We start from the raw sequence: 15,462 nt of genomic DNA, 5'->3' as shown, positions 1-15,462 counted from the left end.
ATCGGAGGCAGCGGGTGGAACCGGAGGACCGTATAGTCCCCCGGCGGGCGCGTGTTTCGCGACAGCGCCGCGACGAGTCGCGCGGTCGCGCCGTCCCCGGCGGCGCGGTAGTAGTTGGTGTTCGGCACGCGCACCGAGCCCGGCACGAGCGGCTCGAAGGGCTGCTTGAACGCGGGGATGCCGGTGATCGACAGGGCGCCCTGCGGGGTGCCGTGGTAGGCGACCGCGCGGCTGATGACCTTGTGCTTGCCCGGCTTGCCGGTGATCTTGAAGTACTGCTTGGCCAGCTTCCACGCCGACTCGACGGCCTCGCCGCCGCCTGTGGTGAAGAACACACGGTTCAGGTCACCGGGGGCGAGCTCCGCGAGGCGCTGGGCCAGCTCGGCGGCCTTGGGGTGGGCGTACGACCACAGGGGGAAGAAGGCGAGCTCCTGGGCCTGCTTCGCGGCGGCCTCGGCGAGTTCGGTGCGCCCGTGGCCCACCTGCACGACGAACAGCCCGGAGAGGCCGTCCAGGTAGCGCTTGCCGTGGATGTCATAGATATGGGCACCGTCGCCCCGCACGATCGTCGGGACCTCGCCGGCGTCGTAGGAGCTGTGCCGGGTGAAGTGCATCCACAGGTTGTCCTGCGCTGCCCTCAGGACGGCGGCCGTGTCGGTTTCAGGTCGCGTCATGGCTATCTTTCCTCAGTGATCTCGACTGTCCTCAGTGTGCATGCTCCACACCGATGATTACAACTGGTTGCGTGGCGACACTATGCAAGAACTTCGGAATCCGTGATATCGGTATGTAACAACGACGAAATCCGTGTGGGGTGTCGCGCTTTTCGCCACTCCTCAAAGGCTTGGCGACGGCGGGGACGCCGTCCCGGAGCACCGGTGATCACGGCGTTCGCCGCTGGTGGCACGGCCGGTATCACATCTGTGATGCAATGTGTCGGATCAGAACACAGTCGATGCGGGGAACAGATAGTCGTGACTCCTGAGCTAATCGAGAACGCCGTCACAGCCGAGATGCCCCGGGCGGTGGACGAGCTGAGGCGGCTGGTCTCCATCCCCTCGGTCGCCTTCCCCGGTCATCCGGAGGAGCCGGTGTACGCGGCCGCCGCGATGACCGAGGAGCTTTTGCGCAGCGTGGGGCTGCCGCACGTCCGGCAGATCCCCGTCGAAGGCAGCTTCCCCGCCGTCTACGGCGAGGCGCCCGCGCCTCCCGGGGCGCCCACCGTGCTCCTGTACGCGCACTACGACGTGCAGCCCGCCGGGGACCTCTCGCTGTGGCGCACGGCCCCGTTCGAGCCCACCCTGGTCGACGGCGAGCTGTACGGCCGGGGCGCCGCCGACGACAAGTCGGGCGTCATCGCCCACGTGCTCGCGCTGCGGGCCTTCCAGGGCCGCTTCCCCGTGGGGATCAAGGTCGTCGTCGAGGGCCAGGAGGAGTACGCGGGCGAGCGCCTGGAGGCGTTCGTCGAGAAGAACCCCGAGCTGTTCCGCGCCGACGCGATCGTCGTGGCCGACACCGGCAACCCGAGCGTGGGCGAGGCGTCCGTCACGACGTCCCTGCGCGGCCTCGCCGCGTTCACCGTCGAGGTCAGGTCCCTGAAGGAGTCGCTGCACAGCGGCTCGTTCGGCGGCGCCAGCCCCGACGCCCTGTCGGCGCTGATCCGCATGCTCGCCTCGCTGCACGACGACAACGGCGACATCAGGGTCCCCGGCCTGCCGCGTGGCGTCTTCCTCGGCTCCGGCCCCTCCGACGCGGAGTTCCGCGCCACCGCCGGGGTGCTCGACGGCGTGTCCCTGGTCGGTTCCGGCTCGCCGGCCGACCGCCTGTGGGCCTCGTACGCGATCACGGTCACCGGCATCGACGCGCCGACCGTCAACGGTGCGATCAACGCCGTCCAGGCCGTGGCCCGGGCCCGCGTCACCGTCCGGGTCCCCCCGGCGGGCGATCCTGGCACGGCCGCCGACGACGTGGTGGAGCACCTTCGCCGGGCCGCGCCGTGGGGCGTGCAGGTGTCGGTGACCGACCGGGTCCTCGGCTCCGGCTACCTCGCCGACACCGGTGGACGCGCCAGGGCCGCGCTGAACCGCGCGATGGAGCGCGCCTTCGGCCGGGCGCCGCGTGACATCGGCTCGGGCGGTTCCATCCCGCTGGTGGCGACCCTGGTGAGGCAGTTCCCCGCCGCCGAGATCCTGCTGTTCGGCGCCGAGGACGACGGCGCGGCGATCCACGCGCCGAACGAGCGGCTCGTCCTCGAAGAGCTCCGCCGCGCGGCGACCGCCGAGGCGCTGTTCCTGGCGGACTACGGCACCATCTGAGCGGTCCGCTTCGCCGTACGTCACCCCGCTCCCTGCCGGAGCGCGGACGCCGGTCGAGCCAGAAGCCCCCGTGCCGTCGGCACGGGGGCTTCCCGCATTCGTGTGCTCCGCCCTCGGGCGGTTCCGGGGGCCTACCGGTCGGGGCGCCTTACCTGTAGGTGATGTCCGACGAGGAGTAGAGGCAGTTGGTGCCGTCGGCACCGCTTCCGATCTTCGTGGGCTCGCTGCCCTTCGGCACACCCTTGTACTTCTCGCAGATCACGATCTTCTTGCTGGAGTCGTTGACGATCGTGATGTTGGAGAACCTCGCGGTGTCGCCCCAGTTGGTGTTGATCCCGGCCAGGCTCTTGCCCGGGGAGGTCGCGGTGACGTTGGAGATGACCACGTCCCGCTTGTACGAGTTCGTACAGTTGCCGCAGGCTCGATAGAGCTTCCCGAAGTCGGAGACCTGGAAGTTCCTGATGTACATCGTGCCCGGGCCGTTGTGCTGGAACACCTTGTCCGTGGCGCTCCTGGCGCCGCCGCCGTCGATGGTCATCGTCTGCGACGACGAGGTCCCCATGAACGTCGCGGCGTCCTCGCCCACGTCCTCCCACCAGACGTTCTGCAGCGTGCAGGTGCCCAGGCAGTGGACGCCGTCGGCCGCGGGAGCCCCGATGATCACGTTCTTCAGCACCGCGCCGTTCGCCAGCTCGAAGATGGGCAGCTGGCTCTCGCTCTGGCCGCCGTCGCCCATGTTCCCCGTGGCGTAGTAGCGCTTCAGGCCGCCGTCCAGAGTGCCCGAGACGCTGATGGTGCTGCTCACGGCCTGCTGGCCGTTGGCGCTCGGCCACGATCCCGGGGAGCTGGTCGGGGTCGTGGTCGGAGTGCTCGTCGGTGTGTTGCTGGGGGTGGATCCGGCGGGGTTCAGCGTCCACTGCTTGGTGCTGACCGAGTCGCAGGAGTTCTGCTGGACCAGGGCGCTGGCGCTGGTGGCGTTGTCCTTGATGTTCAGGCACTTACCACCGTTGGCGTTCACCACCCGGTAGTTCGACCCCGACGCGGTCAGCTGCCAGGTCTGCGACAAGGCACCCGAACAGCTCTCCAGCTGAACGGCCGCACCCGCCGAGGTGCTCGCACCCTTGACCCCCGCGCACTTACCGCTGTTGCCCGCCTTCAACGTCACCCCACCGCTGACCGAGGTGACCGTCCAGCTCTGGTTCGCCGCCGAGTTACACCCGTACTGCACCAACTGCGTACCATCGGCCGTGCTACCACCCGGAACATCCAGGCACAGACCACTACCCGCGTTGACCAGGCTGTAGGTCCCCGACGTCGGCGCCGCCGCCGCCCACACCCCGGACACGACACCACCCGCCAGCGCCACACCGGCCGCCACCATCGCAGCCAGCACCGCACCCGCTCTGGTTCTTCTCACGATCACGCTCCTCGGCTCGTGGGACCTCGCGGTCCCGGCCTTGTTCATCGGGGTTCCCGCGTGCGCGTCAGACGCTGATCTTGCCCGCGCCCGCGCCGCCGCTGACGATCGACTTGATGTTCGACGGAGTGTCGAGCGTGTAGGAGTAGGGGATGGAGGCGACGCTGCCTCCGGCGTCCCCGGCTCCTGAGTTCACGAAGAAGTTGTTGCGCGCGACCAGGCTCCCGGCGGACGAGGACGCCTCGCCGCGGTGGAACGGGTCCGGGGTGTTCTCGAAGTAGTTGCCCTCGACCAGTACGCCGGCCCCTTCGGTGGAGGCGACGCCGTACCCGCCGGAGGAGCCGACGTTGGCGTAGTAGTTGTTGTAGACGTGCACCGGGTTGCCGAAGCGCACGCGCGGGTGACGCTGGTTGGTGCCGTCGAAGAAGTTGTGGTGGTAGGTCACCCGCAGGTGGCCGTTGTCCTCCGACCCGTTGTCGTCGCTGTGGCCGAGCAGCATGGTCTTGTCGTGGTTGAAGGTCCGGTTCCACGAGACGGTGACGTAGTCGCTGGCGCGCTTGATGTCGATCGCCCCGTCGTAGCCGTTGCTGAGGGTGTTGTGGTCGATCCACACCCGCGTGGAGTACTGGACGTTGATGGCGTCGTCGTCCCAGTCCCTGAAGGTCAGGTTGCGGATGATGACGTTGGACGCCTGGGTCACGTTGAGCCCGCAGCCGACGATCGTGGCGCCCGCGTTGCCGAGCACGCTCTTGTTCGAGGTCACCTTGAGCATCCCGGAGCAGGAGATCGTCCCGGAGACGCGGATGACCGCGGTGCCACTGGCCGCCAGCGCGCTGGTCAGCGCCGAGGCGCTGGTCACCGTGGTCGGGCTGGTGTTCCCGCCACCGGTGGTACCGCCGCCCTGGGTGGCCCAGCCGACCAGGCCCGTGGCGTTACCGGGCGGAGGAGTGACGGTGGGCGTGGGAGTCGGGGTGTTGCTGGGGGTGGATCCGGCGGGGTTCAGCGTCCACTGCTTGGTGCTGACCGAGTCGCAGGAGTTCTGCTGGACCAGGGCGCTGGCGCTGGTGGCGTTGTCCTTGATGTTCAGGCACTTACCACCGTTGGCGTTCACCACCCGGTAGTTCGACCCCGACGCGGTCAGCTGCCAGGTCTGCGACAAGGCACCCGAACAGCTCTCCAGCTGAACGGCCGCACCCGCCGAGGTGCTCGCACCCTTGACCCCCGCGCACTTACCGCTGTTGCCCGCCTTCAACGTCACCCCACCGCTGACCGAGGTGACCGTCCAGCTCTGGTTCGCCGCCGAGTTACACCCGTACTGCACCAACTGCGTACCATCGGCCGTGCTACCACCCGGAACATCCAGGCACAGACCACTACCCGCGTTGACCAGGCTGTAGGTCCCCGACGTCGGCGCCGCCGCCGCCCACACCCCGGACACGACACCACCCGCCAGCGCCACACCGGCCGCCACCATCGCAGCCAGCACCGCACCCGCTCTGGTTCTTCTCACGATCACGTTCACGACCACGCTCCTCGACTCGCGGTTCATATATGTGGACGCCATACATGTAACCGAACGAGCTAAACGTAGAACAACGCCAACGACTGTCAATGCCGCTGGTGACCTGGGCGAAACGCCTGCCCATCTCTTCGGAACCCCATATGGCATCTACCTGCGCTGTCGAGGATTTCGTATAAGCAGATGCATTTCATATATGTGAACGGGATGAAACATTCACGGCGCGGGGACTCGCACGCCCTTGGGCGGTGGTAGATTTTGAACTGACCGGTCAGTTCAAGGCGGCAGGGAGCATGGAGATGCAAGGCGAGGGCCAGGGGGCGCGGGCGATCCTCGCGACCGGGCTGTCACTCAGGGGCGGGCACGGCTGGGTCTACCGAGACGTCGACCTCGACATCCCCCAGGGAAGCGTCACCGTGGTCGCCGGCGAGACCGGCAGCGGTCGCACGAGCCTGCTGCTGACGCTCGGGGGGCGGATGCGCCCCACCGAGGGCACGTTGGTGACCGGCGGTCACACCAGCGGTCGTCGCATCCGCCGCGTCACCGCGCTCGGGTTGTTCGACGGCGTCAACGACCTCGACGACGCCCTCTCCATCCGTGATCACGCCCACGAGCGGCTCCGGCCCAGCGTGCTTCGCCGTCGCGACGGCCACGCCGCCGACGCCGCGCTCACCCGGGCCGGGCTCGACGTGTCCGGCCTGCCCCACGCCGACCGCACCCTCGTACGCCACCTCGGCCGCGACCAGCGGCTGCGCCTGGGCATCGCCCTCGCCCTGCTCGACGCGCCCGAGATCCTGCTGGTCGACGACATCGACGGCGGCCTGCGTGAAGACCACCGCACCGGCCTGATGACGACGCTGCGCGACCTGTCCCGCGAGGGCCTCACCGTGGTCGCCTCCGCCACCGACCCACCCGGCGGCGCCGACACCGTGATCACCCTGCCCTCCAACCCCGCCGAGCCCCAGCCCACACCTCCGCAAGACCGTCCGTCCGAAGAGGGCCGGGCATCGGCCGAAGAGACCCGGCGGGAGCCGCCGCAGGCTCCGCCGGAAGCGGTGGCCGAGATACCGGCGGAAGCGGCAGTGGAAGCGAAGGAAGAGGAGTCGTCGTGAGGAAGCCGCTTCCGCTCCAGCTCGGGCGGCTGGAGCTGCGCCGGTTCACCAGATCGCGCCTGACCCGGGCCGCGCTGGCCGCCGTCGTGCTGCTGCCGCTGCTCTACGCCGGGCTCTACCTCTGGTCGTTCTGGGATCCCCAGGGCAACCTCGACAGGATCCCCGTCGCCCTGGTCGTGGCCGACCGGCCCGTGACGGTCGGCGGCAGGACCCTCGACGCGGGCGGCGAGCTCGCCGCCGAGCTGCGCGACCGCGAGGTCTTCGCCTGGCACCAGGTCGATGCCCGCCAGGCCGACCAGGGCGTGAGGGACGGCACCTATTACCTGTCCCTGACGATCCCGGCCGACTTCAGCGCGAACCTCGCCTCGCCCGACGGCGACGGCGTCCCCACGGCGGCGCGACTCGGCGTACGCGTGGACACGGGGCGCAGCTACATCATGCGCACGATCTCCGACGCGGTCTTCTCCGAGGTCAAGGAGGCAGCCGGCCGCAGCGCGATCCACGACTACCTCGACCGCGTCTTCCTGTCCTTCGGCGACATCCACGACGCCACAGCGAAGGCCGCCGAGGGAGCCGGCAAGCTGAGCGACGGCGCGGCCGCCGCCAGCCAGGGCGCCTCCGCGCTCGACGACGGGCTCGGCGACGCCCAGAAGGGCACCCACCGCCTCGCCTCGGGCGCGGCCACGGCTCAGAGCGGCGCGGCGCGGCTGGCCGGAGGCCTGGCCACGGCACAGCGCGGCGCGGCGACCCTGCGCGAGGGCCTGGCCGAGCTCGACCGAGGCGCCGCGAAGCTCGCCACCGGCAACGCCCAGGCGTACAAGAAGGTGCACGCCTACTCCGGCACCGTCAACGGAGCGGCCGACACCTACGTGCCGATCCTCACGGAGAACGGTCACAAGATCCGGCAGGCGGCACTCGCCGTGGCCAGGGGGGCCGACCTCGTCGCCGCAGGGCTCGCCGACCTCCCCTCGGAGGTCGGCGGCGACGCCGCCCGCGCCCAGCGCGACCTGCGCGCGGTCGAGGCCTGGCTCGACGACCGCCCCGACGCCGATCCGGAGCTGCGCTCGCTTCTCGGCGACGCCGCCGACTCGGCCAGGTCGCTCGCCGACTCGGCCGGTCGCCTCCAGGACCGCGTCCAGGAGCGGAGCGCCGCCATCGACGACGTCCGGCGTGACGCGCACGCGGTCGCCGAGGCCGCGCGCGAGCTCGCCGCCGCCGCGCCCAAGCTCGGCGCGAAGCTCGACGCGGCGCGCGACAAGTTCAACGAGCTCGACAGCGGGCTGAAGCAGCTCGCCGACGGCTCGGCGAAGCTCAGCGAGGGCACCGGCAGCGCCGTGAGTGCCACGGCACGGCTCGGCTCGGGCCTCGCCGGTCTGAGCACCGGCGCCGACCAGCTCAGCGGGGGCCTCGCGGCACTCGGTGAGGGCGCGGGCCGGCTCGACAGCGGCATCGGCAAGCTGCACGCGGGGGCCGGCAAGCTCGACCATGGCCTGGTGCAGCTGGCCGACGGCTCGGACGACCTGGCGAGCGGTCTCAGCGACGGCGCCGGCAAGATTCCCGACTACACCGCCTCCGAGCGCGACAGCCGTACGGGCATGATGAGCGACCCCATCAGGCTCGACAGCGAGGTCGACAACAGCGTGCCCAACTACGGCACGGGCTTCGCGCCGTTCTTCGTCCCCTTGGCGCTGTGGGTCGGCGCCATGGTGACCTACATGGTCCTGCGCCCGCTGAACCCTCGCCTGCTCGCGGGCTCCGCCCCCGCCTGGCGCATCGCGACGGCCGGCTGGCTGCCGGGTGTCACCATGGGCTTCCTGCAGGTGGCCGTGCTGCTGGGAGTCATCCGGTTCGGCCTCGGGCTCGACGCGGCGAACTGGGCGGGCATGTTCGGCCTGCTGGCGCTCACGGTCACGGCATTCCTCGCTCTCGTCCAGGCCGTCAACGCCCTTGTGGGCCCGGCCGGACGGGTGCTCGTGCTGGCGCTGCTCATGCTGCAGCTCACCTCGGCGGCCGGCACCTATCCCATCGAGACCTCCCCCGGGTTCTTCCAGGCGATCTCGCCCTGGCTCCCGATGAGCTGGGTCGTACGGGCGCTCCGCCGGCTGATCAGCGGCGGCGACGCGACCGTGGTGTGGCAGGCTTGCGGCGTGCTCACCGCCTTCACCGCCCTCGGCCTGGCCCTGACCGTCCTCGCCGCACACCGAGCCAGAACCTGGTCCCCGCGCCGCCTCCACCCAGAGCTGTCGCTATGACGGAAACCAGAAACACCCGCACCAACAAGCCGCAGCACCCTCATCCGGAAACCAGAGACATCCGTACGAACAAGCCGCCCATGCGGAGGCCGGAGACGTGTGCGTCAACGAGCCGCAGCTCCCCTGTCCGCAAGCTGGAAACGTCCGCACGAGCAAGCCGGGGCTGTTGATATGAGCAAGATGGAGACCCAGCTCAAGCTCTACATGGCCGCGGTGGAGCTGATCGCCGAGCAGGGTTACACCGCCACAACGGTCGACGCGATCGCCGACCGCGCCGGGGTCGCCAAAGGCACCGTCTTCTACAACTTCGGCAGCAAGGACGGCCTGTTCGTCGCTCTCCTGGACCACGGCATCCAACGGCTCGCCGACACTCTCAACGATGCCCTCACCGACAAGCCCCCCGGCGAGACTCCCGCCCTCACCCCACCAGGTGGGTCTTCCACCCTCACCCCGCCCGGTGGGGCACCCGTCCCTAACCCGCCTGGCGGACCGGCTTCCGCGCCGCTTCAACGGCTTGACGCGGTGGTGATGGCGCAGCTTCGCTTCTTCGAGGAGTACGGCGCGTTCGCCCGAGTGCTGCTGGCCGAGATGTGGCGCACCACCTGGGAGGAGGCGGTGGCACGGCTCCGCAGGCAGGCACTCGGGGTGTACGCCGACGTGTTGCGGGAGGCTGTCGACGCTGGAGAGTTGCGGGCGGATCTCGACGTGGAGACGGCGGCGACGGCGGTGTTCGGGATGGTCCTCACGGTCTCGATCGAGCGCCGGGCACTTCACCCCGAGCGCCCCCTGACCGAGGTCCACGCCACCCTCACCGACCTCATCCACGGCCGCATCGCCGGCACGAACGTGCCTGAATAGCCCAGGGGCTCCCCACCCAAACGCCGCACCGGGTGTATCCAGTGGTCGCCGTACTCCCTGGTCGCCGTGTTGTATGGGCGTATTGCTGGGTGGGAAGCAGATGGGTCCCCCCGGCAATGGGTGCCGGGAGGGAACAACAACCCAACCGGCCCACCAGGTAGCGCCCTCGTCGTGATCAGCCGTGGTTCGCAGCCGTCGGATACGCAGTGGACAGGACGCGTTGGAGTTCGGCGGGGCCGGCGTTGGCGCCGGTGCAGACGACGCCTACCTTGCGTCCCGCGAACTCCTCCTTCCTGCTGATGAGGGCGGCCAGCGCGGCGGCCCCGGCCAGTTCGGTGAGCGTGTGCGCCTCGGCGAGCAGCAGCCACTGGGCAAGACGAAGGTCGTCATCGGTGACCAGCGTGAAGCCGTCCAGATCGCGCATGATCTCCTGCGGCAGCGCGAAGGCGGATCCGGTCGCGAGGCCGTCCGCCACCGTCCGCACCGGCCGCCTGACCGGCTCGCCCGCCCGCCACGAGTCGTGAGCGGCCGGCGCCAGCGACGACTGTACGGCGATCACCCGGCACCCGGGTGCGACCGCCTTCGCGACCAGGCACGCGCCCGCCGCGCCCGTACCCGACCCCACCGGGACGAAGATCGCGTCGAGGTCCGGACGGCGGGTCAGCATCTCCAGGTACAGCGTGCCGACCCCGGCGATCAAACCGGGCTCGTCGGCGGGGCTGATCAGGCGGTTCCCCCGGTCCACGGCGAGCGTGGCAGCGTACTCGCCCGCCTCCACCATCGTGGCTCCCTTGATCTCCACGGTGGCGCCGAGTGCCTCGACCGCCGCGACCTTGGCCGGGTTCGGGTTCTCGGGCATCACGATCGTGCAGGGCGCGCCGAAGATACGGGCCGCGTACGCGATCGACTGGGCGTGGTTGCCCGTGGAATAGGTCAGCACTCCGGCCGCCCGCTGGTCCCCGGGCATGCGGGCGAGCAGGTTGATCCCTCCGCGCACCTTGAACGCGCCGGTGGGCTGGGTGTTCTCGTGCTTGACGAGCGTCTCGGTCCCCAGCCGCTCGTTGAGCACCGGATAGGACCACATGGGGGTCTCCGGCAGGTGCGGAGCGATCAGGCGCGCGGCGTCGAGGACGTCGGTAATGGATGGCGATGTCGTATTCACGGACACCACGCTGCGGCAAAGTCATCCATTGGTCCAGTGCCAACACGCCGGCTGACCGACACGGGCAGGCTCCGCCACCGGGCGGCCGAGAGGGGCGTCGGACACCCCGAAATGCGCTGGACCGGATTACCAGGCATTTCCTAGCATCAGCGGCATGCCACCTATCACCACACTCGCGATCTTCGCCGCGGCGACCCTCGCGCTGCTGCTCGTACCCGGCCCCGCCGTCGTCTACATCGTGACGCGGAGCGTGGCGCAGGGACGTACGGCCGGGCTGGTCTCCGTCGCGGGCATCCACGCGGGCTCGGTGGTCCACGTGGCCGCCGCCGCCCTTGGCATCAGCGCGCTGCTCGCAGCCTCGGCCACGGCGTTCGCCCTGGTCAAGTACCTCGGCGCTGCCTACCTCGTCTACCTCGGCCTGCGGAAGCTCTTCTCCCGTACCGGCGACCTCGCCAAGCAGGTCGCGCCCGTGTCCCGGCCGAGGCTGTTCGGGGAGGGCTTCGTGGTCAACGTGCTCAACCCCAAGACGGCGATCTTCTTCCTGGCCTTCCTTCCGCAGTTCGTCGACCCGGCACGCGGCCCGGTCGCGGGCCAGATCGTGGTGCTCGGTCTCATCTGGATCGCCCTCGGGATGGCCAGCGACGGCAGCTACGCCCTGCTGTCCGCCGCCCTCGCCGGCCGCCTGCGCCGCTCCGTCAGGGCCACCCGGCGGCTCGACATCGCCAGCGGGCTCGTCTACATCGGCCTCGGAGCCGTCGCCGCGCTCGCCGGTGACGGCGCGCGCGAGTCCTGAACGAGCCCTCGGAGGGTGCACTGGGCTCCATGATCACCCGTGGGATGCCCCTCCCCGGGCAGCGGGCCACCGTGTCGTACGGCGAACGTCCTGCGCTTGAACGGGCCCGGTCAGGAGAGGGTGGCCTGGGCGGTCTCCATGGCCCAGCGGTAGTCGGCCTTGCCCGCGGGCGAGCGCACCATGCGGTCCACGAAGGCGTACGTACGCGGCACCTTGTATCCCGACAGCCTCCCCCGGCAGTGCGCGTCCAGTTCCTCGGCCGTCGGCTCGGCGCCCTCCCTGGGCTCGACGACGGCGGCGACGCGGCTGCCCCAGCGATCGTCCGGGATCCCGGTCACCACGGCGTCGAACACGGCCGGGTGTCCCTTGAGCACGGCCTCGACCTCCTCGGGGAAGACCTTCTCGCCGCCGCTGTTGATGCACTGCGAGCCGCGCCCGAAGACCAGGATCGTCCCGTCATCCTCGATTCTGGCGAGGTCGCCGGTGAGTAACCAGCGCGTCCCCTCGGCGTCGGTGACGAAGGTCCTGTTCGTCTTGTCCGGGTCGTTGTAGTACCCGAAGGCGATGCTTCCCGTCTTGGCCACGGTTCCCATCTCGCCGGACCCCGGCTTCACGGGTTCCAGGGCGTCGTTCAGCACGGCCAGCGTGGAGCTCGCGTTGGGCTGGTACTTCAGCCCGGACTCCGGGGACGAGCCCGCCACGGCCGAGGCGGTGTAGCCGGACTCCGTCGACCCGAAGCTGTCGATGATCATCACGTTCGGCAGCAGCTCCTGCAGCCGATCGCGTACCGCGCCCGTGAGGATGGCCCCGGTCGAGCTCAGGACCATGAGCGACGACAGGTCGTACGTCCCGGCGGCGATCTCGTCCGCGAGGGGGCGCGCCATCGCGTCACCCGTGATGTTGAGCGTAAGCACCTTCTCGCGCTCCACCGCGCGCAGCACCTCGGAGGCGTCGAACCTCGGCGTGTAGACGATGGTCGCCCCCATCCACCACGCGATGAACGTGGCCATCTGCGCCGCTCCGTGCATCAGCGGAGCGGCGGGCATCATGACGATGGGCCCCGTGTTCCTCGCCGTCTCGATGACCTGCCCGGGCTCGCTGTGCGGCTCCCCGTACGGGTTGCCGCCGCCGAAGGCCATGAACAGGTCCTCGGTGCGCCACATGACGCCTTTGGGCATGCCGGTCGTGCCGCCGGTGTAGATGATGTAGACGTCGTCGCCCGACCGCGCGGGGAAGCCGTCGCGCCCGTACGGCCGCCCGGCGACGGCCTGCCCGTACGGCACGGCGGCCTCGACGCGCGAGGGGCCGCCGACGGCGACGAAGGTCTCCAGCTTGGGGCACCGCGGGGCGGTGGCGGCCACCCTGTCGTCGAACTCCACGTCGAACAGCAGGGCCACGATGTCGGAGTCGGTGTACAGGTAGAGCAGCTCGGACTCGACGTACCGGTAGTTGACGTTGACCGGCACCGCCCTGATCTTCAGTACAGCCAGGATCCCCGCGATGTACTCGATGCCGTTGTACAGGTGGATGCCGACGTGCTGTCCGGGCTCGACGCCCCGGTCCCGCAGGAAGTGCGCGAGGCGGTTGGCGTGCGCCTCCAGCTCGGCGTAGGTCATGCGGGTGTCACCGCAGACGACGGCCACGCGGTCCCCGATCGCGTCGGCCAATCCCTCGAACAGATCAGCGTGGTTGAACTCCATCGGGGACGCTCCTTAGAAGTCGTGGCTGAAGACCCTCACGGCCGGTCACTCCCGACGATCCACATGGCGAAGAACTGGGCGCCCCCGCCGTACGCGTGGCCGAGCGCGCGGCGCGCCCCGTCCACCTGGTGCTCCCCCGCGAGGCCCCTGACCTGCAACGCCGCCTCGGCGAAGCGGATCAGCCCGGACGCGCCGATGGGGTTCGAGCTGAGGACGCCGCCGGAGGCGTTCCAGGGAATGTCCCCGTCGAGCGCCGTGGCCCCGGACTCGGTCAGCTTCCAGCCCTCGCCCTCCCCTGCGAAGCCGAGGTTCTCCAGCCACATCGGCTCGTACCAGGAGAACGGGACGTACACCTCGGCGACGTCGATCTCCCGCCGGGGGTCGGTGACACCGGCCTGGCGGTAGACGTCGGCGACGCAGTCCTTGCCGCCCTGCGGGTTCACCGTGTCGCGGTCCGCGCGGAAGATGGGCTCCGAGCGCATGGCCGTGCCGTGTACCCAGGCGGGCGTGCCCGTCACCTTGTGCTCGGCGGCGAGCACCATGGCGCAGGCGCCGTCCGAGGACGGGCAGGTCTCCAGGTAGCGGATCGGCTCCCAGAGCATCGGCGTGGACTCGACCATGGCCCGGTCGATGCCGGGGATCCTCAGGTGCGCGTACGGGTTCTTGAGGGCGTTCCGCCGGTCCTTGACGGCGACGAGCGTGCCGATGTGGTCGGGGGCGCCCGACCGCCGCATGTACTCGCGGATGTGCGGGGCGAAGTACCCTCCCGCGCCCACGACCAGGGAGGCGTTGAACGGCAGGTGCGTCGAAAGCGCCCACGTCGCGTTGGACTCCGACTGCTTCTCGAAGGCGACCACCAGCACCCGCTCGTGTACGCCGCCCTGGATGAGCGAGGCCCCGACCAGCGCGGTCGAGCCGCCCACGCTGCCGGCGGTGTGGACGCGGGTCACCGGCTTGCCCGCGGCGCCGAGCGCGTCGGCGAGGTAGGCCTCCGGCATCATGACGCCCTCGAACAGGTCGGGGGCCTTGCCGATGACGACCGCGTCGATGTCCTTGAACGTCAGCTCGGCGTCCTCCAGGGCGCGGATGGCGGCCTCGCGCACCAGCCCGGCGATCGAGACGTCCCGCCGCCTGGTCTGGTACTTGGTCTGCCCGACCCCGATGACGGCGCAGCGGTTTGCCATGGTCAGGCCTCCAACACGGTGACGAGGTTCTGCTGGAGGCACGGGCCCGACGACGCGTGGGCGACGGTTCGGCTCGCGCCGCCGTCGATGACGCGCCGGGCGGCCTCGCCGACGCGGATCAGCCCGGTGGCCATGACGGGATTGGCGGCCAGAGGGCCGCCCGAGGGGTTGACCACCGTGTCCGGCGGCAGCCCGAGCGCCTCGCGGAGGATGATCTCCTCGTGGCTGAACTGGGCGTGCAGCTCGGCGACCTCGACCGGACCCTTGCCGACGCCCGCGGCCCGCGCGGCGTCGGCGGCGGACGCCGACCGGGCGAGATCGCGCATGCCCAGGTAGTGGGGTTCGGTCCGATGGGCGATCCCCGTGATCCACGCCGGGCGTTCGACCAGTTCCCTGGCCAGGTCGCCGGCCGCGAGCACCACCGCCGCCGCGCCGTCGGTGATGGGCGCGGCGTCGCTCGGACGCAGCGGCCGGACCTCGTACCCCTCCTCGCCTGGCTCGGGCAGGTCCAGCGCGTACGGGTTGGCCCTGCCGTCGGCGCGGCTGCGCCGTACGATCTCGCGGAGCTCGCCCGGGTCGGCGCCCAGCGCGCTCGCCTGCAGCGCGGCGAAGGAGACCTGGTCGAGGCCGAGCGGAGCCAGATAGTACGGGTCGAGCTGGAGCGTCATGATCTCCCGCAGGTCGCCCTGGGAGGACTTGCCGTAGCCGTACACCAGCGCCGAGTCCACGTCGCCATGCTGGAGGCGCACCCACGCCTCGTACAGGGCCCAGGCGGCGTCCATCTCGACATGGCTCTCGGAGATCGGCGGCCAGGCGCCGATGGCGTCCAGCGCGGAGACGAACGAGAACGGCGCCCCCGCGAGGTAGTCACAGCTTCCCGAGCAGGTGAAGCCGAACCTCGTCAGGCCGGACAGCCGCTTGACCTCCTGGATCACCGGCGAGATCAGCTCGGGCTCGGTCAGTCCCTCGTCGTGGCCGGTGTGCCTGGTCTGGGCGAACGCGACGACCGCTACCTCACGCACGCGACCCTCCCCTCACGCGGCTCGCGCCGTCGATCCTCACAGCTCGCTCACTCAACAGGTCCTCACAGCTCGCTCACTCAACAGGTCTTCACAGCTCGCTCGCTCACACGTCCTCACCGCTCGCTCGC

General features: G+C 70.2%; 12 protein-coding genes. 5 read left to right on the top strand and 7 right to left on the bottom strand.

Going from position 1 to position 15,462, the window contains the following annotated elements; genetic code table 11:
- The coding region (locus tag AB0B89_RS07740) for an aminotransferase class III-fold pyridoxal phosphate-dependent enzyme (RefSeq protein WP_358549707.1) at window positions 1–674 on the bottom strand (674 nt) is incomplete at its 3' end.
- A gap of 300 nt (window positions 675–974) precedes the next feature.
- Between AB0B89_RS07740 and AB0B89_RS07735 the strand changes: the two genes are divergently transcribed.
- Window positions 975–2,315, top strand: coding sequence for a M20/M25/M40 family metallo-hydrolase (locus AB0B89_RS07735; protein WP_358549705.1), 1,341 nt, complete (start codon window positions 975–977; stop codon window positions 2,313–2,315).
- A gap of 148 nt (window positions 2,316–2,463) precedes the next feature.
- Here the strand turns inward: AB0B89_RS07735 and AB0B89_RS07730 are convergent, their stop codons facing one another.
- Window positions 2,464–3,732, bottom strand: coding sequence for a pectate lyase (locus AB0B89_RS07730; RefSeq protein ID WP_358549703.1), 1,269 nt, complete (start codon window positions 3,730–3,732; stop codon window positions 2,464–2,466).
- A gap of 67 nt (window positions 3,733–3,799) precedes the next feature.
- Window positions 3,800–5,254, bottom strand: a complete 1,455-nt coding sequence (locus tag AB0B89_RS07725) for an RICIN domain-containing protein (protein ID WP_358549701.1) — start codon at window positions 5,252–5,254, stop codon at window positions 3,800–3,802.
- Between the two features lie 290 nt (window positions 5,255–5,544).
- On the opposite strand from AB0B89_RS07725, the gene AB0B89_RS07720 reads away from it, so the two are divergent.
- From AB0B89_RS07720 to AB0B89_RS07710, 3 genes are all read left to right on the top strand, one after another.
- Window positions 5,545–6,363 (top strand): ATP-binding cassette domain-containing protein, encoded by an 819-nt coding sequence (locus AB0B89_RS07720; RefSeq protein WP_358549699.1) that lies wholly within the window; start codon window positions 5,545–5,547, stop codon window positions 6,361–6,363.
- A complete protein-coding gene (locus AB0B89_RS07715) occupies window positions 6,360–8,615 on the top strand; it encodes a YhgE/Pip domain-containing protein (RefSeq protein WP_358549697.1) in 2,256 nt (751 codons plus the stop codon). Before AB0B89_RS07720 ends, AB0B89_RS07715 begins: the two co-directional genes overlap by 4 nt.
- A 171-nt stretch (window positions 8,616–8,786) precedes the next feature.
- Window positions 8,787–9,473 carry a TetR/AcrR family transcriptional regulator gene (locus AB0B89_RS07710; RefSeq protein WP_358549695.1) on the top strand — a complete coding sequence of 229 codons (687 nt, stop codon included), beginning with the start codon at window positions 8,787–8,789 and terminating at the stop codon, window positions 9,471–9,473.
- A gap of 175 nt (window positions 9,474–9,648) precedes the next feature.
- Here the strand turns inward: AB0B89_RS07710 and AB0B89_RS07705 are convergent, their stop codons facing one another.
- Window positions 9,649–10,635, bottom strand: coding sequence for a pyridoxal-phosphate dependent enzyme (locus tag AB0B89_RS07705; protein ID WP_358549693.1), 987 nt, complete (start codon window positions 10,633–10,635; stop codon window positions 9,649–9,651).
- Between the two features lie 154 nt (window positions 10,636–10,789).
- On the opposite strand from AB0B89_RS07705, the gene AB0B89_RS07700 reads away from it, so the two are divergent.
- Window positions 10,790–11,428, top strand: a complete 639-nt coding sequence (locus AB0B89_RS07700) for a LysE family translocator (RefSeq protein ID WP_358549691.1) — start codon at window positions 10,790–10,792, stop codon at window positions 11,426–11,428.
- A gap of 110 nt (window positions 11,429–11,538) precedes the next feature.
- On the opposite strand, the gene AB0B89_RS07695 is transcribed toward AB0B89_RS07700, so the two are convergent.
- The 3 genes from AB0B89_RS07695 to AB0B89_RS07685 are packed head-to-tail and all read right to left on the bottom strand — an operon-like array spanning window position 11,539 to window position 15,334.
- Window positions 11,539–13,128 (bottom strand): acyl-CoA synthetase, encoded by a 1,590-nt coding sequence (locus tag AB0B89_RS07695; RefSeq protein ID WP_358549689.1) that lies wholly within the window; start codon window positions 13,126–13,128, stop codon window positions 11,539–11,541.
- 35 nt (window positions 13,129–13,163) lie between these two features.
- Window positions 13,164–14,312: a thiolase domain-containing protein gene (locus AB0B89_RS07690; protein ID WP_358549687.1), complete on the bottom strand. Its 1,149-nt coding sequence runs from the start codon at window positions 14,310–14,312 to the stop codon at window positions 13,164–13,166.
- Window positions 14,313–14,314: 2 nt separating this feature from the next.
- A complete protein-coding gene (locus tag AB0B89_RS07685; protein WP_358549685.1) occupies window positions 14,315–15,334 on the bottom strand; it encodes a thiolase domain-containing protein in 1,020 nt (339 codons plus the stop codon).
- Window positions 15,335–15,462: the final 128 nt, after the last annotated feature.

This window comes from Sphaerisporangium sp. NPDC049002, assembly GCF_040649355.1.
Classification (GTDB): Bacteria; Actinomycetota; Actinomycetes; order Streptosporangiales; family Streptosporangiaceae; genus Sphaerisporangium.
This window is presented reverse-complemented; position numbering and strand designations above follow the sequence as displayed.

Coding starts and splice junctions, on each gene's coding strand:
- AB0B89_RS07690 (WP_358549687.1), bottom strand. CDS start 14,312: ATGGCAAACCGCTGCGCCGTCATCGGGGTCGGGCAGACCAAGTACCAG.
- AB0B89_RS07695 (WP_358549689.1), bottom strand. CDS start 13,128: ATGGAGTTCAACCACGCTGATCTGTTCGAGGGATTGGCCGACGCGATC.
- AB0B89_RS07710 (WP_358549695.1), top strand. CDS start 8,787: ATGAGCAAGATGGAGACCCAGCTCAAGCTCTACATGGCCGCGGTGGAG.
- AB0B89_RS07720 (WP_358549699.1), top strand. CDS start 5,545: ATGGAGATGCAAGGCGAGGGCCAGGGGGCGCGGGCGATCCTCGCGACC.
- AB0B89_RS07700 (WP_358549691.1), top strand. CDS start 10,790: ATGCCACCTATCACCACACTCGCGATCTTCGCCGCGGCGACCCTCGCG.